Below are 24908 nucleotides of genomic sequence, written 5' to 3' on the forward strand. Positions count from 1 at the left end.
TATTCGCACTTTTAAGAACCACCCTTTTGGGTGGTTCTTTATCATGTGGATATTCTTTAAAAAGCGAGGCTACAAATTCATACAAACTCAGGTAGGAATTGAGGTTTGACCGGTTTAGATTAACGGACATTTATTCCAGTCTTCTCTGCTCATGTCCCTTGACCAATTGAATCTTTACCTGTTTCATATCTTAAATGTACCCGACCAAGCCTCGATCTGGATAATCAACTATGCCTCCCTGATTGCGCATGACCTGGTTTATCTCTTTTTGCTGATTTTTTTTCTATTGCCTGGTTCCGTGGTAGTTACCAAGTAAAAATGGGGATTATTAAAGCCTTCATCTTTACAGCTATTACATTATTGATGAGTGAAGTATTGTCTGCGGTACTCAATACCCCACGCCCGTTTGTGATGGATGTTGGTCGCACCCTGATTGAACATGCACCGACTGGTTCTTTTCCCAGCAACCATATGAGTATTTTTAGTGGGATTGCCTTCGCCTATTATTTTTCACCGCAGCGAGACTTGGGACGAATTCTAATCTGGACAGCTTGGCTGGTGGCATGGTCGCGTGTTTATGTCGGTGTGCATTTTCCAATTGATATGCTGGGTGCATTCCTGATGGCAATAATAGTAAATTTAGCTGGCTTGCCGCTGTGGTGGAAATATGAGAATCAAATCATAAACTTTATTTTGGGTATTCATTATTGGGTATTTTCGCCTTTAATTCGAATGGGCTGGATCAAATAAATCTAATTAAAATGTCATAAAAAACCCGCTCGAAAGCGGGATTTTTTGAATCTCTAAACTTGAATCTGAATAATTTAGTAAATCGCCATATGATTGCGATATATAAATATTGCAATTCATTGTTTTAATTAATTTATTTTAATATACATAAATACTTAACCTCCCATTTAACCTCCAATCATGTTTTGTACTCTCTCATATTGGTCAATAAATTATTTTTTATTAGCTGCTCCTCTATTTAGTGGATCAGGTTCTTAACGGATCGGATTATAAAGCTCCTCAATTTTATGGAGCTTATGCTGCACGTCACTTTTGATAGTCCTTTTTTTTGGCCTCCACTTTTTGGTGGAGCGCAAATCCGCACTAACCAACTTTGAGCTCATCAGTAGAATTTCAGATTTCAAATGCTAAATTAACTTGGCCGTCCAAGTGGCAGAGCTAGTCACTTGGGCACTTTTCAAATATGAGCAAGTTTGCTCATATCCGCCTGTGGGGGAAGTGCTCCCGATCCGAAAACTCTCGGAACGCTAACTACACTTTAAGTGTAGTGAAAAGGAATACCACCTGGCCAACACCAACCCAATAGCTGAATGGTCAAAATGACCATGCAGATTCAATCACTAGTTACGATATTTGCACTACGACTGAATAAATGCCCTTAGACAGCATTAGATCGATAAGGTCTAATTAGACAAAACGCAATTTTGCGCTTTGCTTTGAAAACAATTACCTGCATTAAGCCCTATCAGATTTGAAATCCGAAAGGGTAGCATTTGAAATGCTACCCTTTCTATTTGGCATATGAACTAATTAAATGGATCCACAACAATTTTCACACAGCGATAATGGAATCCTGCTTGTTCACCAGATCCACTATTTAATTCCATCTCATGCACCAGATCCACTACCCGGCCTTTGTGTAGTTCACCATCAATAATTAAAGATATCTTCTCACCTATACGCGGTATTGCTGGCAAATCCACTGATATAGAGTGATTAAGACTTTCTTTAAAAAAACCGTAATTACCAAATTTAATTTCAGCTTTTACCCTGTTCATACGACTTCACTTTAAAGTTATCTAAAATATATTAATAACACAGAATACTGCAGATACTGCTGGGGCCACCTGAAACCCAATCAAGCCGAATTAAAAGCGCCGTACTTTAGCGACACGGCATCCCTACACGTTACCTTGACAGCATTCATCTACAAAGTGCCCTAAAACTGTGTAAAAACCTTATCAGATAAGCATCACGGTCATTTTATTAAAACTTCGTTCCGTCTAAGTACGTCTAAGAAGAAAGCCTTGTTTCATCAAGAATCATCAAGAAAAAACTTGATCAGATTTAAAATCCATCCAAGTACATCTAAGTAATTTTTGTTTTACAGGGTAATTATCGAAAATGCTTCTATGCCAATCACAGCATGGCATACAGCGATTTAATAATTTTGATTCCGTAAAACAAAACAGTCTTAAATTGTTCTTTACAGCGTCTATTTGGTTTCCTTGATAGGCCACCAGTAGGAAGACCATCAAAACAGCTTGAAAGCTATATGCAGCAAGGTTTGCCGCTATTTTGAGGAAATCCCATTCCATCAAGGTACATCAAGGAAAAACAAATCTAGCACTACTGCTTCATGCAAAATATTTTAGATTTTGCTCAGTAACGCTTTTAGAAAAAGTATGAAACGCACAGTAAAAATGTCAGAAACGGACGGTTAAAAATCCCCAAAAATGTCAGAAACGGACGGTAAAAATGTCAGAAACGGACGGTAAAAATGTCAGAAACGCACAGTTTCCGGCTGTGTAACGGTAGACATGAGTAAAATTTAATCTATGTATTCAAGAATTATTAATCAGTCTGTTATTTAGCTACTATTCTCATAGGCTGAAAATCATCAATATGAACTTTCTTGGCCTTCAGTAGATCTTCTCTTTTACCATCTACGACCAAGACGGCGCGCTTAACCTGAACTGTCCAGGTACGATCTGCTCCACACATTGTTTCAGATTCAAGAAAAACATTTCCAAATGCTTTACCCTGAAGATTTTGTATATCGCCGTAGGTTATTACATTTTCCGAAGTCCCCTGCACTCTGCCGGATCTGTCCTTTGCTACCAGGTCTAAATACAGTTTGTCATAGGTTCCAAGAAAATCATGGATCTTCACATCCACCACGGCGGAACAGATCCCTGAGTTCACATAGCTGGTCTTAGAATGCTGAAGTGTAATTGGGGTGGCCAAAGAGACTGAGCTCATGAGAGCCATTAAAGAGAATGCTATTATATTCTTCATGATGCGAAATTCCTTTTTCTACTAAAATTATGAATGTGGTGTTATCAAAGGCTGTATTTCAAGTGATTCAAGCAATCCACTATTTCTTTCCCAGGTATCAACTGCTTTGATCCCGTAACGGCTGCTTGAGCGCCCATGCGCTTTAATCACTGGCTCAGGGAAGTTCTTTTTATTTCGCCAGCTGATCAAAGTGCCTTTAGTAATTCCATAGCGCTTCAATAGCTCAGGTGTTGAGATATATAAGGTCATCAATTATTCCTCAAAGTGTAGTCATACTAATCAAGCTATTCAGCAATAACTGCAAACTTTGAATTGTATTTCACATTCATTCTTCACATGTTCTTAGTGGGAATGTATAGCTGTAAAGTTCCATAAAATTACTATTAATCACTTTAAAAGAAAAATGAGTGCCATTGACCCTATAAACTTGAGAAGTGCCAATAGCTGAGGAACAAGCGTAATTTCTAATTAATTGACTAAACTTTTCCAAGTCTATTTTTTCCGATAAATCCTTTTTAGTTTCAATATCTCTTAGCGCATAAGTCTGAGAAATTAAGGGTCTGCTTAACACCATGGTTAATAGCTCTGTATCAGCATCAACCTTTCTAGGTAACGTCGAAACTACTTCATTGGTGATTTGACGAGTAAGATCGTTAAAGCTATCAATATCAATAATTTCATATTTCTCATTGATTATCTTGGCATTGATTAACGAGCGATCAAATCCATTTTCTGCTAAAGCTACTGTTGAATACCCTAAAAGTAATATGGGTAAAACTCTACCAATCATATTTCCCCCTTAATTGTCTCATCACATCATTTGATGTTGAATTTTGGCTATTTATAAATATCAATACAACATAGTAATCTAAAAATTAAAAAAGGAGCCGAAGCTCCTAATTTTATTCTTCTGATAAATCCCACCAGTAACTATTACCTAAGTTCTCCAGGCGCTGCTGTGTTCTCGGTAAATAATCAGGATCAATCATATTCTGCATTTTGGAATACAGCATGCGATCCACCACCAGCTTACTGTACCAAAGATTCTGCAATGGAATATTACTCTTCAGGGTATTGGCCACCTCCATCATCCGGGTAGATTCTTTCCCCTCGATGATGTTGTTACCCATACCAGTTAGCAGCATACCCAGCTTCATGCTTTGGCCTAATAATGGGCCACTGATAAAGTCTGATGCACTTCGACCGGTTGGATCTGAAAGTGCAGACATGATGTCACCCAGGAAGGAAAGCCCACCACCTTTAAGAAGTGACTTACCAAAGAAATCAATCGTAAATACAGGTTCTGGATTCTTACCATTGGCCAAGTTCTGAGTCTGGACAATCAATGCACCGGCTAAAGTTTGATAAGCCAATAGCGAAGCCAGGAACGTCACCCGGCTCTTAATATCTCCCTGAGCAAAGGCACGATGACCAATACGGAACATATAAGCCAATGGGAAGCCTTTGAACTGGAATAAGGTTCGGCCTAATTCCCCTTGGATGGTTCCAGCTTCGCCTAAGTTAATGATGCTACGTTCACGTACACCTGCTTCAATAATAGCGACTGACTCCTCGTTAAATAGATGAGTCTGGTATTTCATAGCAGCTTTATACCGGAAGTCAGCCAGTGCATTAGCATTGTCCTGCTTGTCCAGTGGCAAGAACTGCTTAATCACATCATCTGGTGCATTAAAGAAATCATTCTGAGTCAGTACCGCCGTCCCATCTTCACGTTTACTTGGCTCCAGCTGCTGCCATAACTGCCAGTCACGCTCGGTAATACCATTCCCCTGTAAGATCTTAAGATCATCTGCACCAAGATCCTTCCAATCCGTTTTACGGGTCATTTCAGCAAGCTTATTCATATGCACCAGATTAAGCGCTCGTTTTGCTCCTGCAGTGACGGCGTTCAAACCAGATAGTTTCATAGTCGTTGCAGCAAAAGCCTGCATACGTGCATTAAAGCGGCCTGACTTGGTAGCACTGCTGACAATATCAGCATCACCAAAACGAGTCATTGAACCGGCCATTTCGTTAATGCCAAGGCCAAACCGCAACGCTTCATCACGTGTGGCACCTTGTTTCAATTGTTTCATGTATTCAGGGAGAATCGATTTGGTATAGGACAGGCCCAGCATATTAGCGACCTTCTTCATACTGGCGTGGTCGCCAAAGGTCGTCAGCGTGGTACCACCTAATTTAGATGCAACCATTAAGGCACGTAGTCCACCCATAACGTTACCTAAGGTTGAATCAATCGCCCGGGTATTGGCATCCAATGTGTTATACATCGACATGGCCCGATGAGCCTGCTTATCAATCTCACCATGTTTCATGCCATTCTGTGGATCTGCTTTCAGTTTGATCTTGGCTTCATCCAATAGCGACTCAAAGGTATGACGAGGATTGGACCCAAGGTTCTGCATCATGGCCACTTCTGTACTCATGCGGTGAGTATGGTTTTTCAGAATCTCATGAAACCCTGCTTCATCATAAGTTCCATATTTCTTCTGATATGCCAGCCATGCGTCACCATCTTTGAAATGCAAAGCTCTGGATTCTTGGTGACGATTTGCCATCTTGGAGCGACCACCTACAGGTGATGCACCTGCTTTGGCCTGTTTATTCAGTATCAGTAAGTCTTTGTTGGCGCCGTTGGTTGAGATAGTTTTATAAATCTCCTCGAGCATGGATTTAAGCTCCAGCTCATCCATCAACTCACCAGTCTCTTTGACATACTGATTACGATCCACTCCAGCCAATGCATCGTTCACCCACTCTGATTGATCTGTTAGGGCTACTTTCTTCTGATCATGTGAGGTCATAAAGCCAAAGTTATCGAGCTTCTTAATATTCCCACCAGCCCGGTTGAAGGCTAAACGCATTTCCTCCAGGGCTGCACTCACTTCCTTGGCCATCGCCGTAATTTCTGGATTATCAGATTTGCCACCAAACATGACCCGGATAATGTCATCAGTCATGGCCTTGTTTACCGACATGCCAAAGCGTTCCTGTGTCTTGGTAAACACATCAGCAACCAATGACATCCAGCGACTGTGCAAGGCTTGGGATTGCTTCTCTATAGACTGGATACCACTCTGATCCGAGAAGTATGCAATCTTCCGCATTAAAGCTTGGACCGGGTTTAATTTAGGATGGTTATAGATTTCGTTCTGTAGCTGGGCCTTGATGATGGCATCCCGGGCAATGTTCTGATTGTTCTTAGCGATCTGGACGGCGAGATCCGTAGCAGTTTTCTGCGCAATCGCTTCAGCACGTTCAGCAGGACTTTTAAACATCCAATCAGGATCTGTTCTGGCCAGAGTATTTTGTGCCCGGATATACAGTGATGAAATACGATTACTGTCAGCTGCACTTAATTTTCTTTTACCTAATGCCTTTGCAACTTGTTCTCTACATTCAGCTCTCATGCTGCTTCACTCCCAAATCTTAATGCGCAGCTTGCCAATGCTTTCACTGCCTGAATTTCATCTTTTGCGATTTCTTCTTGCTCTTTGACATAGTCCAATAGATCTCGGGATGACATCGTCACAATTTCCTCATCCCCGTTTTCATCCAGACGCGTAAAGGTCACTTCCATATCGGGATCTGCTTCTAGAATTGAAGCTGCTTCCCTACCGTCTGCCGTATCAGTGAATGCGCCGTATTCGCTTTTACTGGATTTGGTTAAGTCTGGTGCACCATCAACCTTGGACTTGCCAGGCTTCCAGAACTCCCGTTCTAATGCCTGGGTAGCTTTATGCTGTACCATAGTCAATTCAGGACTATCAGCTTTACTATTAGCAGGATGGGCAAACAGCTCATCTCCATTACGTGTAGCCTTTACCGGGCTAATGGTGCCATCCTGATTGATCTGACGCTGGAATGTCGTGTTAGAGGTCTTATTGTGTAGCTCTTGAATGATGCCCCCACCATCAACTGAGCGTTCTCGTTTAAGGTAGTTTTGCGATCTGGTCGGCGTCCAGTTATCTACTCCGGCAAGAATTGAGTTTTGCTGAATATTTTGGCCAGATTCTCTAGTGTTGAGATCCAAAGTATTTGAATCAGGCGTATCAACAATAACTCTTTGCTGATCTGGTGTGAATTGCTGAAGTTCGGAATCCAATGTATCCAAATTACGGTTGGCACTATTACCAGGGCCAGATAAGTCGACCTGAGGTTCAACATACGGCGTTCGGTAAGCACCTCCTTCCGAATACTGATAATGCGCCGTAGCCTTGAGGTATTCCAGATCCTCCTTGGTCAATGGAGAAGATAGGGCTTCAAACTCTTCCTGGAGTGACTTAACACTATGCTCATCTGCACTGAGTACAAAAGGCATTGCTTCAACTTCAGCATCAGATTGGGACTTGTAAGCAGGTGGTGCAGTTATATCAGACTCAAACTGTGGGAACTCTGATTCGCTCCCTCGGACTTCGGTAGGATGTGCTGCACTTTGTGAACCGACATCACCATAAAGTTTAGCTATATCGTTCCAGCGCTTTTCGTATTTGGCCTTTACCTGCCCTACGGTCATACCATTGAATTGATGACTTGAAGTGATACCTTCTGCAATCTGTCTTGCAGTCTTTTTCTGATTGCCTTTACTCCAGCGTGTGGCCACATCAACAAAAAGCTCATTATCCTTAGCCTTTAAAAATGCTGGTCCACCACCCTCACCAAAGAAATGCAGGTAGTAAAGCTCTAGGCCATTCGGATCTCGATTAAAGTGACTACGAAAAACCTTGGAGTTATGTTCGTAGTAGTTCAGGCCCGCTTTAATTTGATCATTGCCATCAAACTTGTTCTTACCTCCCATACGAGCAAAGGTGCTATCCAAAGTCTGGAATAAGCCGGTAGCTGACGATAGTAACTTACCGTTTCTGTCCTTTGGCTGGATTGAAGTGCTGAAGGTGCCACCAGTTTCCAAATGGGAAATGATTAAGGCATCCACTGGATTGATACCCCGTTTAGAGGCTTCCTGGACAATCGTTTTTGTCCACGGTTTTTTATCAAATACAGGGTTAGTCAAGACATCGGCTATTACTGGTGCTTTATGTTCATCAGTATTGATAGCGCTTGGTCTTACGAGGGCCTTCGGTGTACCTGTTATTGGTACCACTGGTGTACTGGTTGCTACTGCTTTAGGTGTGCCTGTCACTGGTGCTTTTAAGCTGACCAGCTCATCATTGAGTGCACTCTCCATTGCACTATCCAATGCATCAAAGTGTGAATTGGCCTCTTTTGCATTAGTTGGACTAAATGGGTTCGTGCCTTCTGCATGCTCGATGTTGGCCTGAATATGAGCCGCGTCATTCATGGTATCTACATTACTATGGTCTTTGATCTGCTCTGGCCGTAAACGCCCTTTGTTCGCCCACAAGTTGAGTAGTAAAGCCATCCCGCCGTTTGCTGCCAATGTGGACGGACTTAATGCATTTTCCTTTAATGCTTCACCGTATTGAGCGACTTTCTTATTTTCATTGTTTTCAAGAAATGAACCTTCAAGATAATCACCGGCTGAACCTGCTGCAGTAGCCAGCGCGGTAGTAGCTACGGCGTCAGCAATTACAGACTTAGACACACCATGGGTAGGAATAGCAAAACCCAAAGCATCTGTAACCCCTTTAATAGCTCCACCGGTTCGGGCCGTTTTTATGTCTGCCCCTTTATTCAGTAAGTCTGATTTCTCTGCTTCAAAGGTCTGGTACCCGAATAATCCAGAATTCAATGCCAAGCCTGGCACACCGCCTGTTCCTAAAGTAGTGACGGCGTTCCAGCCAATACGTGTAAAGTCTTTGGTCAGGCCATAGGTAAACTCACCTATGCCACCCAAATCATCAGGCTTAAATATCTCAAGGTTTTGTGCTCTTAGAGCTGCTGCTTTCTTGTCACCACGAATCAAGGCATCCGGTGCAGTGGCTGCCTCAATGGTACCCATGGCAACACCGGAAACAGTACCTAATACGCCGTCAGCAAGTCCACCGCGTTCACTTTTAGGTTTAAAGCGAGGATCGTCCTGATTTAACGTTAATTCATCATCTGCTAAAAAATCCATCTCTACCTCATCTCACTTTAAAAGTTAAACGTGTTTGACGCTTCTTATCGGTGGCATCCATGATGTACTTGGTACCATTCTTGAAGTAATAGACGTATGGATTTTTAGGGTCTTGCTCTAAAGGCAGATCCAAGAAGAAGTCTTTATCAGATCCACCATAGTTGCGGGCATTGCGAGAGTTAAAGCTCTCCAGCTGCTCACGAAAAGCCTTTTCACCAACGGTATGAGGCCGTAATACTACTGATTTACTTCCGAAGAATCCCCCTGAGGTGAACTTGCCTCCTGTGACATTCTTGGCAGCTCTATTGAAAAGCTCTTCATCAATGGTTTTATTTAAAATATTGCCTTTGGTATCAGTCACCTTCTCAGCTTTTTGAACCAAATAAGCATAGTTAGCTTTGATTGAATCCAGATAGATTTGAAAGTCAGGTTTACCTGGTGAAGTAATACCAGCTAAATACGTTTCTGTTTGCTTTGTTAAACCGTTTTCATCTACTTTGACCAAGCCTTTTTCAATCAGATCCTGACCGGTAATAATCTGGCCAGCAATATCTTGTAGCCCCCTATTATTGAGTGAAGCGGATAAACGATATGAGCCACTTTCACCAGCAATACTGTTGATCATGTCTCTAGATGCATTGGCATTGCCAGCACTAGATTTATAGAGGCTAGTCACTAAATTCAACTTATCGCCTGGTCTAGCTTTTTCCCAGAACTGCTTTAATTCAGATTGTTGTTGAGTAGAGAAAGGATTTAACGACCCTACAGTACCGTTCAATACATTGTTCGCGTGAATAGATTTAATGTTTTTAGATAAAGCATTAATGGCATCAGGATTGCCGCTCAAAATCGCATTAGTTGGTACTACTGTCAGCTCTTGGCCAGTCTTGATTGAGTACGCCAGAGCTGAATTATTTTTCTCATAGCCCAACATATTCTCATGCGTTTTAGACAGAAGGTTTAACTTCCAGCTCACGTCTTTAGCATTATCTTGCGCCGTATTTTGAGCCTCTGAACGCTTTTTACTGAGGTAAGCTTCACGCTCGTCCGCTCCCAGTCTCATGAACTGCTGTACTTCAACCAAAGCCCCGCTATACTGAACAAACTCAGATTCTTTCCCTGTACCCTTAACACGTGCTAAACGCGATTTAATCACGTCTTCACTTGGGATCAAGCCTGTTTCAATATCTGCCTTCATCTCAGTAACAGCATCTTTTGCATCATCTTCTAACTGCTTTTGCTGTAAGGCAACTGCCCGGTTATTCTGATCGATTTGACTTGATACCCGTCCACTCCAGTAGACGGCCTGCTCTTGAGTTAAATTAGGGTGTTTTGCTATTACAGCCTCAGGAGTGGATAGTTCAGTCAGCTTTTCGTTGTCTGACTTATTTCCCAAATAAAATGTGGATACATCATTGCCGGCCCGACTATTTTTGTACTCGTTAAAAGTATCCTGGACATGCGCTAATGGTAAATTTTTGGACTGTGCGTACAGAGCCATGCCACTCCAAACATCCTGCTCAGAAGCGTTTGGATTTTTGAGATAGTTTTCTCGCATATCCTTTAGTTTTACAATAGCCTGTTGCTGCTCCGACTTCTGCGCGATCGGCAAATACTTCGATGCACTCTGGTAAGAATGCTGCTCAAAATAATTATTAAAGTTCTGCTCAAACTGTTTAGGTATTAGGTCTTTGTACTGACCTTTGATTGTTTCTAAGCTCTTTTGGCGTTGAACTACGGCGTCATCATAGGCAATTGCACCACTTTGCATTTTAAGCAAAAGATCATCATCCACTACACTGATGTCCGCCCCAACCTTAGAGGATTGCAATGCAAAATCAGCTTTAGCTTTTTTGTCCTGCTCTTGTTGCTGTTGTGCAGCATATTGCACTGCAACCTGGGAGACATTCTGTAATGCACCTGCGATCATCTGGCCGGATTGATCTTGAGGCATTTGGATGCGACCAGCTTGTGGCATCGCATTACCAAAATTACCCATTGGGATTTTAGCCATTTTATTTCTCGAAGTAATTTACTCAATACTTCAAAATTAAATGGTTATGTGTCCTCAAAAAATGGGTATATTTAGTCCAGAAAAAAGGAGCCTAAATAGGCTCCTATCTCTCGACTAAAATCAGGCTGTACGCTTCGTTTGATGAAAGCAACGATTGATATTTTTCACTCCAGACTTACGACCAATAAAAAGCGATTCCAGCACACGTTTTATAAACTGGATCTTCTTCACGATCTGTCCTAACTCAAACTCGAATGTATTCCGGTTAAGGAGGCGTTTAAATTCTTGATCAGGATCCAAATAATGTGCCGTAATAATTAAAGTATTCGGACAGCTATTCAAGTTAATTAAAATTGTATAGAGATGATTATAGTAAAAAGCTCTATTGTTCTTAGCTGTTAAGTACGCAAGACGATGGATCAGCTCTTCCAAGTGAGAAGCAACTTTTAGTAAATGATCTTTATACTTAACATTGAACAACTGTGCTGGTTCCTTGCCATTGATCTCCCTTCGAAACTCATCAATCAAGTATTCAATCCCATTACATAGCTGGATTGATCTTTCCATATCATCACAGTCTAAAGGCTTAAAAGCCGGAACTGTTGGTCGTTGCATGCTTATATGCTCCAGTTATTAACCCTTGGGATATCTTGGTTTGTTTTATCAGTGAGCGCTTTCCAAAGCTCAATAAGTGCTTCACCATTTTCATAATTAGGTGCGCTACCACGTGCCCATTCAGCCACACTACCAGGACCGGAGATTGGTAATAGATACGCAATCTTTTCGTTAGTCATTTCATGATATTTTTTTAGCTCATCAATCATCTTTTTATAATTAGGTGCGCCGTACTTAACTTCTGCTTTGAGAAACAGAAGATTTTTGGGCACTTCAAAATTATTAAGCTCAATATAAATCCCCATACTTCCGCCTATTACGTTTAATACATTTAGATAAATAAGATCACTTAGTGGCCTGGTATAAATGGACTTATTCAGGCCACTGAATTGGATTCCTACGTCTTAACTTTTAGCTTAATCACTTCCAGCCACCAGTAGTATTTGATGATGCTGCACTCGTAATTGCAGCTTGCTGTTGTGCAGTAGCTTTTGCTTTTCTAACATCGACGACCCCATTCGCACCTGCAGCAACCATGTTAATTGGTGTCGTAATTCCTGCCATCATCGCGTTACGCCCATACACACTGGCTTCCGCCTGTAACCGCTGAGAATTGTTATAACCGGTGATCTCGGCCATATTTGCATCATAGTTACCATCAAGTTCAATCTGGTCGTTGATTACTACGGCGGTACCTTCGTGCACATCAAGCCCGTTTTCCGCAGCTGCTGCACGTGCACGTGACTGTGCTTTTTCCTTTTCCTTGCGGATGCGCTCTGCTTCAAGTCGACCACGTGCAAGCTGTGCTTTCCCGTCCGCTTCAGCCTGCTCTGATGCATGCTTGTTACTTTGATAACTTGAATACCCTGTAAGTGCGGTACCTGCCACTGCTGCTACTGCTGCTACTGCTGCCCAACTCATGAGATAAACTCCTGAATATTGTGACCTATAGAAATTAAGAACTTTTCTTCCTCACCATGTGGGACAATCACTTCTTTTTCGATTTCTTCTAAATCTGTGCTTTCAGTCGCGTGGATCGTCATGCAGGTGGAATCTTCATGGAAGTAAGCTACTCGCTTTGTTCCTGGCATGGTTCGCTGAATACATGGTGCTTGAATGTGCTCTACGCCGTTTTCAGTTAGTACACTTAAGCTACCAGTTAAAAATAGAATGAAGTGTTCAGTACGATGCATTTTGCTTACAACTAAAGTCCCTGCTTTGGCATTAAATTCCCTTACATAAACCTTGTTGCCAAAATGATGAACTAACCCTGTGTCTGCCTTTTCAAGGTCTCCAGATTCAATCTTTTGCTCTAGTTCATTCTGCAAGCTAATGGCAGCGCCTACATAAGATTGCTTGTAAGCACCACCCATTACGTAAGCTAAGAAATCTGTATCCCCTGGTGAGATAATTTCACTCATATCTATTCATCCAATTTCTAATCATTAATGGCAATTTAGAACGCTTAAAGTCCTCAAAAAATGGGTGAATTTGGATTTAAATTTCTGCGGAGTGAGATTTCGTAAGAGTACCAAGATCGACAAAACGCGCGCGCGCGCGAGGGAGAGTGCAAAACACTATATTTTTAGCCTTTTACCTCATCTGGTAATCAGTGCCATCCTTCAATCTCCTTTTACCAGTACGGCGTATCCAAGCAGGTCAAATGATACTTTTTAAAAGCATGCCTAAAACGCTCTTATTCGCCGTATTAACCCCTTTAATATCTTCATGTACCTTTGGTCGTTTTTCTTATTAAAGTTGCTCAGTGAGGAACTGGCTTTGAAATTAGGCTATATATTTATTCGCTTTTAGATATTCTTTAGAAAAATAATAACTCCTATCAAAATCCCAAACTCATAACACTCTAATGAGTACTTGAAACGTTGTGCTTTTCTTCTCACTTAAACTGACAGATTCTTTGGTAGGTTCATTGATAGGTTCTGCATCCCAAAAACGGGATCGTTCAAAATCCCAAAAACGGGATCGTTCAAAATCCCTATATTGGGAATATTACCGTTTTCGGAATGATACCAATATTGGGTACATTACAATTCCACATCTTTTTTGGAAATGTTGATTCCAACAAAACCATCTTATCCACCACAACCCCAAATCAAGAAATAAATAGAGCCCTCATTGGAGGGCTCGCTTATATCTGTAAGGCTAAACTATAGATAGCCCATTCAAAGCAGTTCTAACTGTCCAATCTTATATTGATACGTTCCCCATTCCCCTTCACGAGGTTCACGGCTAATACCTGTTTCAGCTCTCCACAGCTCAATGAGTGCTTCACCATTTTCAAAGTTAGGTACGCTACCACGTGCCCATTCAGATACTGTAGAAGCACCAGATACCGGTAAGACGAATGCAATTTTTTCGTGTGTCCAGCCACATTTAACTAAATCTAGAATCATACGATTGAAGTCTGGACGTTTATAGCCACGGCGTTTAACGATGAACTCCTTTACCTTTTTTTTAGTTCTTAAGTTTTTGAATCTTTCGGTCAATGATTTACCTGATGCAGTAGAATCTACGCGATCACCTTGAATAAACATCATATTGCATTCCCCTGAATTTGATTAAGTGCATCATGGTCTAAATTAGTGAATTGGCAGTACTTCAATTGAGCATGCATGTAAGCGGTACCAGCTTCGCCGTGGCGGTTCTTCCCTACAATAGCTTCAGCAATACCCCGGTATTGAGATTCCTTGTTATAAACTTCATCCCGGTACAAAAAAATAATTTGGTCGGCATCTTGTTCAATTGCACCTGATTCGCGTAGATCCGACATCATTGGTCTTTTATTTGGTCGCTTCTCTAACTCTCGGTTGAGCTGAGATAAAAGAACGATGACGCAATCAAACTCTTTAGCCATGGCTTTTAGCTCACCGGTAAAATAAGCAATCTTTAAATCTTCCCGGGCGAACTGTTTTGTTGTCTTCATTATCTGAAGATAATCAACAAGGACCACGCCGACAGAGCCATACTGATGTTTTACTTTACGAATAGACTCTCGGATATTGGCAATAGATGGTCGTGAGGTGTCATTGATCTGCATTGGTACCTTTTGAAGCATCACAACGGCGTTTGTATATGCTGTAAATTCCTCTTTAGGTAGCAGATGAGGGGAATTGCGTACTACTCCAATATCTGCTGGTGCAATCGCGCAACAGAGACGCATAGCGATCTGTTCTTTAGGCATTTCTCCAGACATGATTAAAGCAGGCTTTTTCTGTATGACTGCTACATTATTTGCAATGAGCTGAAGCATAGTCGTCTTACCCATTGCAGGTCGTGCAGCCACCACCATTAGGCAACCAGGTTCAACATCGCCTAGTTTTTTGTCCAGGTCATAGATACCAGTCTGGATTCCTTTAATCATCGAATTGCCAGCAATTGCAGCTTCAATCTTACGGTGTATCTCAAGAAATGTATTGGATGCAGCATCATGAATATGAAAGAGTGATTCACTTCCAGATTCAGTATTCAGATCTGCAAAAGCAGTTTGTGCATTCTGGACTAGCTCACCACGGCTCACTGTTAAGTTCCGAGCATGATTAATCACCTTCATGGCTTCAGCTTCAACTTGCCTGCATGTCGTAAGATCCTTCAATTTTTCAGCATAAGACACCAGGTTATAAAAGCTGGAAGGGGCATCACCTAAAATTTGCATGATGTATTGCTCACCACCGGCAGCTTCAGAATAGTTACGCATTTCTAACCACTGGTTAACCAATACGGCGTCATATGGTGAATTTTTAGAATCAAGATCTACTATGGCCTGAAAAATTAGTTTGTGGCGTGTAGCGTGGAAATCTTCCTCGGTCAGTAGATTTTCAACTTGGCTATACGAATTTGAAACAGTCATCAGCGCTGCAAGTACAGCTTGTTCAATTTGTAGATTATGGATAGGTGTATTCATTGAGTACCTCCTAATAGGCTTTTAGGCTTAGTCGGTAAATTAAGAAATGGTTGAGCAGTATCAGCTTGCTGTTCGGTCGGAGACTGAAGGCCATATTCAGGATTCTGCTTTTTATAGCGATCAAACTTGTCTACGATCCAAGCCGTGAACTTATGAAGTTTTTTACTATCAGATAATCCACTGTTCTCAAAGTACGAGTTGAATGCACTCAGCTCAAATTCGAAACTAGGTAGGCCAAAGATTAGGTCTATATTATTGCCATGACCTGCCATCTTTATCTTTATTACCAGCTGATCAACATCAGGAATCCAGTCATGTTCTTGAGAGAGATTTATTGGTAGATTCCCTGATAGATTCTGTACCCCGTTTTTGGGATCGTTCAACATCCCGTTTTTGGGGTTATTCAAAGCACCGTTTTCGAGATCATTTCCATTTTTGGAATCATTCCGTTTTTGGGATTGTTTAATGTTCCCGTTTTTGGGTGTATTAGAGTCATCTCGTTTTTGAAAATATTCTTCTCGTCCTGTAACGCCGTTGAGTTTGAGAACGCGAACACGCCTGGTGGGTCCCGTGCGTTCACCTGTATCTTCAACTAGGCCCAAGTTGATTAACTCTAAAATAACTTTTTGAACTGTTTTTTTGTCCAGCACAGTATCTTTGGCCAGGCGATCTATGCTTGGCCAAGCCGTATGCTCTTCACCGGCCCGATCTGCTAGCGAAAGCAGAACCAAGCGTTGTGATGAATTATTTACTGGAACAGTCCAAGCCCAGCGTGTTGCATCAATGCTCACTAGGCCCTCCTTGCTGATAGTTCTTCAGTACAGCATTCCAGAGACGTTCTTCGGTAATGTGTACTGACTCAACATATTCAGCTGATAGAGGCAAAGCTGGCTGATTAACAACTGGCTCAGGTTGTACTTTCGTTTTATCTGGTGAGATAGAAGGCTTATCCATTTTTAGTAGCCTCCCACTGTATCTCATACTTTTCGCGTTCAATATCGAATGTATTTCTATGGCTCTCCGCCAAGTAAGCAGCAATATGAATTAAATGCTCAAGCGTTCCAAAAACGGCGCCATGAGTATTTTGCTTAATAGCCTCTTTGACTACTTCGACTTCATCTTTAGCTTGATAAAACATGGTCTCAAGCCATGATGTATTTTCATAAGCTAATGAATATGCATCGTATAGATCACCCACGTTGTAGTGATCATCAGGTTCTTGTTGATGTTTCTTAAGCTCAAGGCTATAGGTATCTGCCTGGCTGTTAGCAAGCTGCTGGGAAATTATGATTAGATTTTCTAGTTCAGCAAAAGCAGATGAGTCGGCTCTATCATTTTCTTCTACAAATGCTTTAACGAAAGCTGTTGCTTTACTGATTTGATTAGCCAGAGTTCGAAGCTGTGTGGCAGTTTCAGATGCAAGTGAGTAAGCACTGATAATATCTGCGACACTGTAAAAAGGAATTGATTGTTCTGAAAATTGAATTTGTACTTTAGCGTTCATGATGAATGCGCTCCTAGATTATTAGAAGCTTTGCCAATTATCACGACCAAGAGATATGGTGGCAAAGCAAAAGGGGGTTGGTCGACGAGTAATCTAGGTGACTCGCACACTCGAAAGTGTCCCCCTTCAGCCCTGCCATAAGACGCAGATGCGGAAGGATTACGCACAAAAAAAGCCCTGAAAGCGGACTGTGCGCCTAGATATAAACAGCCGACCAAAGCTGATTCGACGATTTTGCGTCGAACAAATCCAATATAGCCGAATCGTTTCAGTTTGAGAAGTGCTATTAAAAAAATAATTTTAAATTTCATGTAGCCTCCCCAAATCTTTTGGCAAGAATCTGCATACCTTTTGGCAATATGAAGAACTCAGTCTGTGTGTAGCTATATGATTGGCCGGAAGGTTTTACGCCTTCTTTAAGTGAGTATTTAGTTTCACAGTAGCCGCGGTTTTCAGAGTAGTAAGTAGATGCTCTGGCACCATTTAAGTAACGATCCCAATTATGCTTTCTCAACCATTCCGCCAATGTCTGCTGTTTGATATTCAGGATCTTGCATGCTTGCTGGAACTTCACACCGTGTTCAGTATGCGTAATAGTTTCAATTGCCTTGCTCAGCACTTGGTTCTCTGACGTTAGCTGTAGATTCTGCTTGGCTTGGACTTCAATTGCTTGTAAAAGGTGCAGGGGATTGCTGATATCAAATGCTGGCGTCTGCTTTTCAAGCTCATACCAGCGTTTTACGATTGCTGCAGTAAATTCTGGACAAAGCTGAGCAACAACAGTTATTGAGTCAAGCTTTCCCTGTTCACCTGAAAATACGTATACATTTGAGAATTTATTAGGACTAACTGACTGTTTATTTTCAACTTTCATCAATGGTGGAAGTTGAATAACTCCCCGTTTAGCAAGTCGTTCAATAGATAAATTTACTGCACGTGGTTCTGACTGAACAAGATCTGCTATTTCGGGACTGAGCATTTGATGAGCTGTTAATAAAAGATTAGAAGCATTCATAATTAAGCCTCCATACCTTTTTCTTCCATCCAAGCTTGAATTTCAGATAAGCGCCACACAGTAACGTTAGCACTCACCTTGATAGGTTTCGGAAACTTTCCTTGACGCACCCACTCCCAGATTGTTTTTTCGCTAACAGGAAGCAATCCAACGCGCTCAGGCTTAGCACTTACTTTACGTTTCATGCCTGCATTTTCGCCTGTCTTTACTGTGTAGATTTTTTCAGGCGTAGAGGGAGCGCTAGCTAATTGTTTAACTCGTGCATACTGTTCTTTGAGTGTCATACTTCACCTTTGCAATTCATAAGGAGTTATTGCTTAGATGAAGTATGAAATTAATTTTTATTCAGTCGACCTAGTTAGGGTTCTACTTTTTCCTAGTTAGGATTTTTTATACTCGCTCGCTTTTGTAAACCATTTTTTTACACTTTCATCGCTTGGAAATTTATCAATTCCTAATAATTGTGCTTTCATACACATTATTCCATGGGCCTCATACGGTTTGGATATATCTATTTTCTTTTCCATATCAGCCAAAACAGTCAAAACCTTTATAATATTATTTTCTTCACGCGTACTTAGTTTGGATTCACTCTGAGTAGTTTGGATTAGCTTTAATTTCTTTAAGTGTTGCTCTTTTTCTAAAATATCTGCCTTAAGCGTCTCATTTTCTTTTCGAAGCTGAATAAGCTGTTTCTGGTAATATTCTATAGATGCATGCCCAACGATCTGATTTCCAAACCTAGATTGATCTTGTAATAACAACTCACTTTCTGATTGAGTTGCATTATCTGAATCTTGATATGAATTTTTTTCAAAATTTCCCCACCCTTCATCAAGCTCTGAAACATCTTCACCCAAATAAATCTTCGTTAAACGTCTAAACTCCCAGAAAAAATCAAACTTTTCCCAAGCGAAATTTTTTAATCTTTCATCTTCACTATTAAGCTTCAATTCTTCTCTAGCGATTTCCAGTAATAGCAAATCCATTTTTGTTAATTGCTTCTGTTGAAAATCCTTATACAATGGGGTGGGTTTTCCATCAAAATAATGAAATTTATTAACTGGATTTGATAAATCATTAATTTTATTTACGATTAAAAAATTAGCAACTTCAGTATCTTTTTTAAGATCTGTTCTCTCTTTTATCAATTCAAAAACACTAGATACCGAAATATAATCATCCATATCTTCCAGCATATCTTTTAAATTAATTCTTTTTTTTATATTTGAATTTTCTTGTAAATTCTCACCACCTAAATCTTCAGTGTTATTTAAGAATTTAACTGGGCTTTGGGATGGCTTACTGTGCGTTAATAAGAGCTTTTCTACCTCAGATACATGAAAAACAATTTCATGGGCCTTAAAAATATTCCCTTTAAAATCATTAATTTCATGCAACCACCTTTTCTCTTGTATATCATCATCAATTATAGAAGGGAATGCTTTAAGATATTCATCTTTTTGGAGCAAAGGAAAATCATTTATTAGTGAAATATGCTCAATAATTTTCGTCACATTAAAAAAAACATCAGAAGCTTGAGTATCCGTATGGGCGATATAGTCTATAAAATTTGAAGCAGAGATATACCCTTTAAATGTTCTAGCCCAGCTTACAGTTTCAATATGTGCAACTGGATCACGCTTATCAATACTATTTTGAAAACGCTCATCATGAATACAAACAATATTACCTTCAAAATATATACAAGGGTGTAACTCCCCTCGCCTACAATAATCTTTAATTGTGTGAATACTTAATTTGTTTTCAGAAGCATCTATAATTTCATTTAATGAAAATAATTTCTGCATTCTCGCCTCCCACAGCACACCCCAATAAAAAAGTTAAGCCAATCGGATTGGGTATCCGACTTTCGGGAGCTAACCTAGGCTTAACCGTTTAATCTTAATCAATCTAGTGATTCATTGCTAGTTATTGCACGTCATAGCTTGTCGTACTCAAACAAACTTCTTAAACAAAATAATATCGGGGTCATCCTCTTTATGTAGATGGTCGGCAAGCTCTTCAATGTCAGGGTTATAGTAAGTATTAATTAGAATACTTATGGTTTTATGACCTGTAATTTTTGCCAGTACTTCCACTGGGAGCCTTGCATTCTTAACCATGCGTGAAATGGCTTCATGTCGGGTATCGTGAAAAGTTAAATCATTAATTTTTAATTTACCTTTCACCACTTGGTTAAAATATGCTGACAATCCGCCTCTGCCCACTTCACCATCAGCCACCTTATTTTTAAGAGTGCATACATCGGTTTCGTCTATCCCTCGCATATAACTCAAAAGCTCAATAGCTCGCTTGGATAAAGGCACTTTTCTAGCTGCGCCGTTCTTTGTAAGCTCCAGCTCGACATGCTTGTCGTAAACGTCCGCCCACTTTAAGCCTGTTATCTCGCTTGCCCTCATTGCTGTTTCAATTGCAAAAAGAAATGCCCACGCCGTTTGCTGTTTCTTGGTGATGGGCTGTGAACGTCCATCATATTTAAATGCCTCTAAGATTCTATCTATCTCATCTTGAGAAATACGTCTGTTTCTACTTACTGACTGTTTAGGTTTGGCCACATCATCCAATGGGGAGCTGGTCATAATTCTTAGTTCTTGTCGTGCATACTTGAATACAGCACTTAATAAACCTAAATCCCTGGCGACTGTCGCACTCTTAACCTTTTTTAATCGCTCATCCCTAAACTGAATCATGTCGAGTTGTCCCAGTTGGTTTACTGGCTTTTTCATCAATCGGGGAAATGATTTTATATAGCTACTCAAAATAACGGTTTCCACACGTCCGCCCCTTTTATGTGGTGTGACTTTTTCAGCATAAAGCTGGATCAGGTCGGCAAAACTCATTTCTGATAAATCTTTAATCTTGTCCTGTCGTTTTTGTTCTGTCGGGTGGATGCCCTCGGATATTTGTTTTTTTATCTCGTCACGTCTTAAACGTGCATCTTTAGCATTGAGTACCTTTGGATACTCGCCCAGTGTGATTGTGTTTTTTTTACCGTCCAGCGTATAAAGCACTTTCCAAGTTTTGCGACCTGTCGGAGATACGAATAAATACAGCATCTCGCTATCATTGATTTTCTGTAGCTTGGAGGTTGGCTTAATGGCATCAATTTACAATTTAGACAGCATCATTATTTCCTCAATAATTCATACAGTTAAGAGGCTTTAAAATTTATGGCGATTAACTTTTTCATGTGAGATTTAAGAGAAATCATTTCATTTATTAATGGTTTTATCTCACTTATGGCGATTAATTATTTTTAACCTCCATTTTAACCTCCCACTTTAACCTCCTGTTAGTCTATTGCATGTTATTGCACCACACAAGAAAAAGGCTCAATCCCTTTCAGAATCAAGCCTTCACGTTATGTTAGGTTATGGTAGGTTTTTGCTAATATATTGCCATATGATTGCGATGAATCATTTCCAGCGAACGCGCTTCACCTAACACCTGATGCACTTTATCTGATGCCAGACCACGAACGATATCTGCTGAACGCGAACTGAAGTTGACACGACCGACCGCAATCCGGTGACCTTGTGTATCGACACATTCCACCACATCACCGCGTTCGAAATGACCCTCAACCGCTTTCACCCCTACAGGCAATAAGCTGCGATGATTGTCTTTAATGGCTTTCACTGCGCCATCATCAATCACTAAACGACCTGCGGTTTGCAAGTGAGCAGCCAACCATTGCTGATGCGCTGTCATCCGGTCTTTATCAGTCACAAATAAAGTACCTAACAATTCGCCAGACATTAGACGTGATAGAACACCATCACTATCACCACTTGCAATTAAGGTCGGACAGCCCGACTTTGCAGCCAGACGTGCAGCACGAACTTTGGTCAGCATGCCACCACGACCAAATTTACCGCCTCCACCGGCCATATCAAACAGACTTTCATCCATCGCACGTACGGTATGGAACAGTTTGGCATCTGGATTAGACCGTGGGTCTGAGTCAAACATCCCTTCCTGATCCGTTAAGATAATCAGGAGGTCTGCATGCACCTGACCTGCGACCATGGCCGCAAGCGTGTCGTTGTCACCAAAACGAATTTCGTCAGTCGAAACCGTATCATTTTCATTGATCACCGGAATCACGCGCCAGTCAATCAGGTTCTGCAAAGCATCACATGAGTTGAGGTAGCGACGACGATCTGCCAGATCATCATGGGTTAACAACACCTGCGCAGTTCGTATCTGATGCTTCTCAAGTACGCTTGACCAGGTATGAATCAGGCCCATCTGACCGATGGCAGCACAAGCCTGAAGACTGGGTAGATCGGTGGGTCGATTCTCAAGTTTCATTCGCACCATACCTTCAGCCACAGCACCGGAAGACACTAGAATAATCTCGTGTCCTGCATTATGTAGATCTGCGATTTGTCCCGCCCAATGCGAGATAGCATCTAAATCTAAACCTTGTCCGTTTGCTGTGAGTAAAGATGATCCGATTTTAACAACGATTCGTTTACAACCCTTGAGCTGACGCTGCCCATCTACCACTTCTATCATCTTGTCCTCAGACTCTTCTCTCAGAGATTAGCGTACGTAGTACACTTCCACATCACTATCATCATCGCCATCTTCATCATCTTCGTCATCACCCAGAATACCGGCAAGACGTTGCTGACGACGCATCTCACGATACGCTTCTTTTGCAGCGATGGTTTGTTCACGTGTTTCAGCTTCAAGCTGATCACGGAATGCTTTCATTTCTGCTGCATATTCTTGATCTTCAGCTTCGCGTTCACGCTGCTCTTCGATCTGATCCATCAGGTAGTAAACTACGTCTTTGGTGCCTTCAGCCGTTAAGCCAGAAGTCTCAAAAACTGGGCCTTCCCACTGCAATTCTTCAAGAATATGGGTGCACCATTCTTCACGTGTTTCTTCAGCCAACTGATCGACTTTGTTCAGCACCAATACGATCGGCAGTTTTGAAAGCGTTGGGGAGAAATTTTCTAACTCTTTCATAATTGCTTTAGCATTATGTGCCGGATCTGAGCCATCAATCGGCTGTACGTCAACGATGTGTAACAAGATACGGGTACGCGCCAAGTGCTTCAGGAAGCGAATCCCAAGACCTGCACCTTCAGATGCGCCTTCGATCAGGCCCGGAATATCCGCCATCACGAATGAACGGTGACTATCGGCATCGACCACACCCAGGTTTGGCACCATGGTGGTAAATGGATAATCTGCAACTTTTGGTTTTGCTGCCGAGACTGCACGAATGAAGGTTGATTTACCCGCATTTGGCATACCCAGCAAGCCGACATCTGCCAGAACTTTAAGCTCTAGACGGATTTCACGGAATTCACCTTTTTGACCATGCGTACATTTACGTGGTGAACGGTTGGTCGATGATTTAAAGTGGGTATTACCTAAACCACCATCACCGCCTGCTGCAACTTTCACGCGTTGACCGTCTTCGATCAAGTCGCCAATAATGTCACCAGACTCTACATCTACAATTGTTGTTCCTACCGGAACTTTTAATACGGTATCTTCACCGCCACGACCAGCACAGTTCGCCCCACGGCCATTTTTTGCTCGTTCTGCACGATATTTACGTGTATAACGATAATCAACTAGCGTACTGGTGTCGTCGTCAGCCTGAATATAAATGCTGCCGCCACGACCACCATCACCACCATCTGGACCACCAAATGGCACGAATTTTTCACGGCGAAAACTGGCTACGCCATTGCCACCGTCGCCAGCCTCTACGGTAATGACTGCTTCATCAACAAAGCGCATATTGCCAATCCTCTAAAAACTTTAAAACCCCATATTCTGCCATATTTTAAAGAATTTCTCGAATAGAATTATGCAGCAATCCCATAAATCTTAGTTAGTCGTTTTCTTAACGAGCCTATTTGATCTATCTAAGGCATAGATTTGGAAAAAGAATACTTAAAAGATGGAAAAGAAGTGGTAGGAAATGAAGCGTTTTTTCCCTAGCACTATCCCCTATTCTGGAAATTCTTTTTATGAATTTCTTGATGATTTTAAAAGGCGGATTCAAGCGGCAAGTGCAACAGTATAAAAACCAGCCATAACTTCACTAGGCGTATACCAACCTAGTGTTTTTCTAGGACGATGGTTGAGTGCAAATTCTATCTGCTCTATTTGTTCGTTTGACACGTCATCAAACGATGATGATTTTGGCAGATATTGCCGGATTAAACCATTCGTATTTTCATTCCTTGCTCGTTGAATAGACTTGTAAGGATCAGCAAAATACGTATCTATGCCGGCATCAGTGATTCTTTTGTGTTCGGCAAATTCCTTACCATTATCAAAAGTAACACTATAAGCATGGCTCATCCGTAAACGATCTAATGCACAAGTAATCGTTTGAGAGGATGCTCTCGTTGGCCCTAAATGAACAATATGTACGTACAGGCTCTTTCGATCAACGAGAGTTAATAAAGCACCTTTATGATGTTTACCAATTACAGTGTCACCTTCGAAATCTCCTAAACGTTGTCGTTGATCAATGACCTGGTCTCGGCAATGAATACTTGTTTTATCAATGATTTGCCCCCTACGATCCGTGTTTTTGTAACCTCGTTTTCGATATTTCTTCTGATGCCTTAAATGTAGGTGGAGTTTACCGCCTTTTGATTTATCTTCATAAATGTACTGGTAAATCCACTCATGTGAAGGTACATCCAGCCAACCGCGTTGTGTTAAAGC

Annotated in this window: 23 protein-coding genes and 1 pseudogene; 1 reads left to right on the forward strand and 23 read right to left on the reverse strand. The window is 41.3% G+C overall.

Annotation, left to right across the window (positions count from 1 at the left end; translation table 11 throughout):
* Positions 1-151: 151 nt before the first annotated feature.
* Positions 152-750, forward strand: a pseudogene (locus ACNPNW_RS08455) (undecaprenyl-diphosphatase).
* An 806-nt stretch (positions 751-1556) separates the two neighbouring features.
* Here ACNPNW_RS08455 and ACNPNW_RS08460 read toward each other — a convergent pair.
* From ACNPNW_RS08460 to ACNPNW_RS08570, 23 genes are all read right to left on the reverse strand, one after another.
* Positions 1557-1808, reverse strand: a complete 252-nt coding sequence (locus tag ACNPNW_RS08460) for a hypothetical protein (protein WP_004782677.1) — start codon at positions 1806-1808, stop codon at positions 1557-1559.
* 808 nt (positions 1809-2616) lie between these two features.
* Positions 2617-3048, reverse strand: coding sequence for a hypothetical protein (locus ACNPNW_RS08465; RefSeq protein ID WP_448766872.1), 432 nt, complete (start codon positions 3046-3048; stop codon positions 2617-2619).
* A gap of 27 nt (positions 3049-3075) precedes the next feature.
* Positions 3076-3297: a hypothetical protein gene (locus tag ACNPNW_RS08470; RefSeq protein WP_004691603.1), complete on the reverse strand. Its 222-nt coding sequence runs from the start codon at positions 3295-3297 to the stop codon at positions 3076-3078.
* A gap of 76 nt (positions 3298-3373) precedes the next feature.
* Entirely contained in the window at positions 3374-3838 is a 465-nt protein-coding gene (locus ACNPNW_RS08475; protein ID WP_004782681.1) for a hypothetical protein, read from the reverse strand.
* A 112-nt stretch (positions 3839-3950) separates the two neighbouring features.
* Positions 3951-6479 (reverse strand): hypothetical protein, encoded by a 2529-nt coding sequence (locus ACNPNW_RS08480; RefSeq protein WP_448766873.1) that lies wholly within the window; start codon positions 6477-6479, stop codon positions 3951-3953.
* Positions 6476-9106 carry a lysozyme family protein gene (locus ACNPNW_RS08485; RefSeq protein ID WP_448766874.1) on the reverse strand — a complete coding sequence of 877 codons (2631 nt, stop codon included), beginning with the start codon at positions 9104-9106 and terminating at the stop codon, positions 6476-6478. The genes ACNPNW_RS08480 and ACNPNW_RS08485 overlap by 4 nt, the downstream gene beginning before the upstream one ends.
* A gap of 7 nt (positions 9107-9113) precedes the next feature.
* Positions 9114-11120 (reverse strand): hypothetical protein, encoded by a 2007-nt coding sequence (locus ACNPNW_RS08490; protein ID WP_448766875.1) that lies wholly within the window; start codon positions 11118-11120, stop codon positions 9114-9116.
* Positions 11121-11240: 120 nt separating this feature from the next.
* Positions 11241-11735: a hypothetical protein gene (locus ACNPNW_RS08495; protein WP_008941089.1), complete on the reverse strand. Its 495-nt coding sequence runs from the start codon at positions 11733-11735 to the stop codon at positions 11241-11243.
* 2 nt (positions 11736-11737) lie between these two features.
* Entirely contained in the window at positions 11738-12040 is a 303-nt protein-coding gene (locus ACNPNW_RS08500; RefSeq protein WP_448766876.1) for a hypothetical protein, read from the reverse strand.
* Between the two features lie 115 nt (positions 12041-12155).
* Positions 12156-12656 (reverse strand): hypothetical protein, encoded by a 501-nt coding sequence (locus ACNPNW_RS08505; protein WP_273798737.1) that lies wholly within the window; start codon positions 12654-12656, stop codon positions 12156-12158.
* Positions 12653-13156, reverse strand: a complete 504-nt coding sequence (locus ACNPNW_RS08510) for a hypothetical protein (RefSeq protein ID WP_346793985.1) — start codon at positions 13154-13156, stop codon at positions 12653-12655. Before ACNPNW_RS08510 ends, ACNPNW_RS08505 begins: the two co-directional genes overlap by 4 nt.
* Before the next feature lie 762 nt (positions 13157-13918).
* The gene (locus ACNPNW_RS08515) at positions 13919-14293 is read right to left on the reverse strand and encodes a hypothetical protein (RefSeq protein WP_448766877.1); all 375 of its coding nucleotides are present in this window, start codon (positions 14291-14293) and stop codon (positions 13919-13921) included.
* Positions 14290-15657, reverse strand: coding sequence for a replicative DNA helicase (locus ACNPNW_RS08520; protein WP_448766878.1), 1368 nt, complete (start codon positions 15655-15657; stop codon positions 14290-14292). Before ACNPNW_RS08520 ends, ACNPNW_RS08515 begins: the two co-directional genes overlap by 4 nt.
* A complete protein-coding gene (locus ACNPNW_RS08525; RefSeq protein WP_448766879.1) occupies positions 15654-16448 on the reverse strand; it encodes a helix-turn-helix domain-containing protein in 795 nt (264 codons plus the stop codon). The genes ACNPNW_RS08520 and ACNPNW_RS08525 overlap by 4 nt, the downstream gene beginning before the upstream one ends.
* On the reverse strand, positions 16438-16611 hold the full coding sequence (locus ACNPNW_RS08530) for a hypothetical protein (RefSeq protein WP_004782701.1): 174 nt from the start codon (positions 16609-16611) through the stop codon (positions 16438-16440). The genes ACNPNW_RS08525 and ACNPNW_RS08530 overlap by 11 nt, the downstream gene beginning before the upstream one ends.
* On the reverse strand, positions 16604-17161 hold the full coding sequence (locus tag ACNPNW_RS08535; RefSeq protein ID WP_448766880.1) for a hypothetical protein: 558 nt from the start codon (positions 17159-17161) through the stop codon (positions 16604-16606). Before ACNPNW_RS08535 ends, ACNPNW_RS08530 begins: the two co-directional genes overlap by 8 nt.
* Before the next feature lie 307 nt (positions 17162-17468).
* Complete coding sequence (locus ACNPNW_RS08540) at positions 17469-18176, reverse strand: phage antirepressor KilAC domain-containing protein (RefSeq protein ID WP_448766881.1); 708 nt, start codon at positions 18174-18176, stop codon at positions 17469-17471.
* A gap of 2 nt (positions 18177-18178) precedes the next feature.
* Positions 18179-18460, reverse strand: a complete 282-nt coding sequence (locus ACNPNW_RS08545) for a helix-turn-helix transcriptional regulator (RefSeq protein WP_448766882.1) — start codon at positions 18458-18460, stop codon at positions 18179-18181.
* 96 nt (positions 18461-18556) lie between these two features.
* On the reverse strand, positions 18557-19987 hold the full coding sequence (locus ACNPNW_RS08550; protein WP_448766883.1) for a hypothetical protein: 1431 nt from the start codon (positions 19985-19987) through the stop codon (positions 18557-18559).
* Positions 19988-20134: 147 nt separating this feature from the next.
* Entirely contained in the window at positions 20135-21307 is a 1173-nt protein-coding gene (locus ACNPNW_RS08555; RefSeq protein ID WP_448766891.1) for a tyrosine-type recombinase/integrase, read from the reverse strand.
* Positions 21308-21587: 280 nt separating this feature from the next.
* Positions 21588-22721, reverse strand: coding sequence for a glutamate 5-kinase (proB, locus tag ACNPNW_RS08560; protein ID WP_004279682.1), 1134 nt, complete (start codon positions 22719-22721; stop codon positions 21588-21590).
* Between the two features lie 27 nt (positions 22722-22748).
* Positions 22749-23966: an Obg family GTPase CgtA gene (gene cgtA, locus ACNPNW_RS08565; protein WP_004646519.1), complete on the reverse strand. Its 1218-nt coding sequence runs from the start codon at positions 23964-23966 to the stop codon at positions 22749-22751.
* A 264-nt stretch (positions 23967-24230) separates the two neighbouring features.
* On the reverse strand, positions 24231-24908 hold a 678-nt coding region (locus ACNPNW_RS08570), incomplete at its 5' end, for an IS30 family transposase (RefSeq protein WP_411691960.1).

It is taken from the genome of Acinetobacter endophylla, from assembly GCF_053543775.1.

What these genes read in the sequence shown, in the direction of transcription:
- ACNPNW_RS08460 (WP_004782677.1), bottom strand. Translation starts at nt 1,808, where the DNA reads ATGAACAGGGTAAAAGCTGAAATTAAATTTGGTAATTACGGTTTTTTT.
- ACNPNW_RS08465 (WP_448766872.1), bottom strand. Translation starts at nt 3,048, where the DNA reads ATGAAGAATATAATAGCATTCTCTTTAATGGCTCTCATGAGCTCAGTC.
- ACNPNW_RS08470 (WP_004691603.1), bottom strand. Translation starts at nt 3,297, where the DNA reads ATGACCTTATATATCTCAACACCTGAGCTATTGAAGCGCTATGGAATT.
- ACNPNW_RS08475 (WP_004782681.1), bottom strand. Translation starts at nt 3,838, where the DNA reads ATGATTGGTAGAGTTTTACCCATATTACTTTTAGGGTATTCAACAGTA.
- ACNPNW_RS08480 (WP_448766873.1), bottom strand. Translation starts at nt 6,479, where the DNA reads ATGAGAGCTGAATGTAGAGAACAAGTTGCAAAGGCATTAGGTAAAAGA.
- ACNPNW_RS08485 (WP_448766874.1), bottom strand. Translation starts at nt 9,106, where the DNA reads ATGGATTTTTTAGCAGATGATGAATTAACGTTAAATCAGGACGATCCT.
- ACNPNW_RS08490 (WP_448766875.1), bottom strand. Translation starts at nt 11,120, where the DNA reads ATGGCTAAAATCCCAATGGGTAATTTTGGTAATGCGATGCCACAAGCT.
- ACNPNW_RS08495 (WP_008941089.1), bottom strand. Translation starts at nt 11,735, where the DNA reads ATGCAACGACCAACAGTTCCGGCTTTTAAGCCTTTAGACTGTGATGAT.
- ACNPNW_RS08500 (WP_448766876.1), bottom strand. Translation starts at nt 12,040, where the DNA reads ATGGGGATTTATATTGAGCTTAATAATTTTGAAGTGCCCAAAAATCTT.
- ACNPNW_RS08505 (WP_273798737.1), bottom strand. Translation starts at nt 12,656, where the DNA reads ATGAGTTGGGCAGCAGTAGCAGCAGTAGCAGCAGTGGCAGGTACCGCA.
- ACNPNW_RS08510 (WP_346793985.1), bottom strand. Translation starts at nt 13,156, where the DNA reads ATGAGTGAAATTATCTCACCAGGGGATACAGATTTCTTAGCTTACGTA.
- ACNPNW_RS08515 (WP_448766877.1), bottom strand. Translation starts at nt 14,293, where the DNA reads ATGATGTTTATTCAAGGTGATCGCGTAGATTCTACTGCATCAGGTAAA.
- ACNPNW_RS08520 (WP_448766878.1), bottom strand. Translation starts at nt 15,657, where the DNA reads ATGAATACACCTATCCATAATCTACAAATTGAACAAGCTGTACTTGCA.
- ACNPNW_RS08530 (WP_004782701.1), bottom strand. Translation starts at nt 16,611, where the DNA reads ATGGATAAGCCTTCTATCTCACCAGATAAAACGAAAGTACAACCTGAG.
- ACNPNW_RS08535 (WP_448766880.1), bottom strand. Translation starts at nt 17,161, where the DNA reads ATGAACGCTAAAGTACAAATTCAATTTTCAGAACAATCAATTCCTTTT.
- ACNPNW_RS08540 (WP_448766881.1), bottom strand. Translation starts at nt 18,176, where the DNA reads ATGAATGCTTCTAATCTTTTATTAACAGCTCATCAAATGCTCAGTCCC.
- ACNPNW_RS08545 (WP_448766882.1), bottom strand. Translation starts at nt 18,460, where the DNA reads ATGACACTCAAAGAACAGTATGCACGAGTTAAACAATTAGCTAGCGCT.
- ACNPNW_RS08550 (WP_448766883.1), bottom strand. Translation starts at nt 19,987, where the DNA reads ATGCAGAAATTATTTTCATTAAATGAAATTATAGATGCTTCTGAAAAC.
- proB (WP_004279682.1), bottom strand. Translation starts at nt 22,721, where the DNA reads ATGATAGAAGTGGTAGATGGGCAGCGTCAGCTCAAGGGTTGTAAACGA.
- cgtA (WP_004646519.1), bottom strand. Translation starts at nt 23,966, where the DNA reads ATGCGCTTTGTTGATGAAGCAGTCATTACCGTAGAGGCTGGCGACGGT.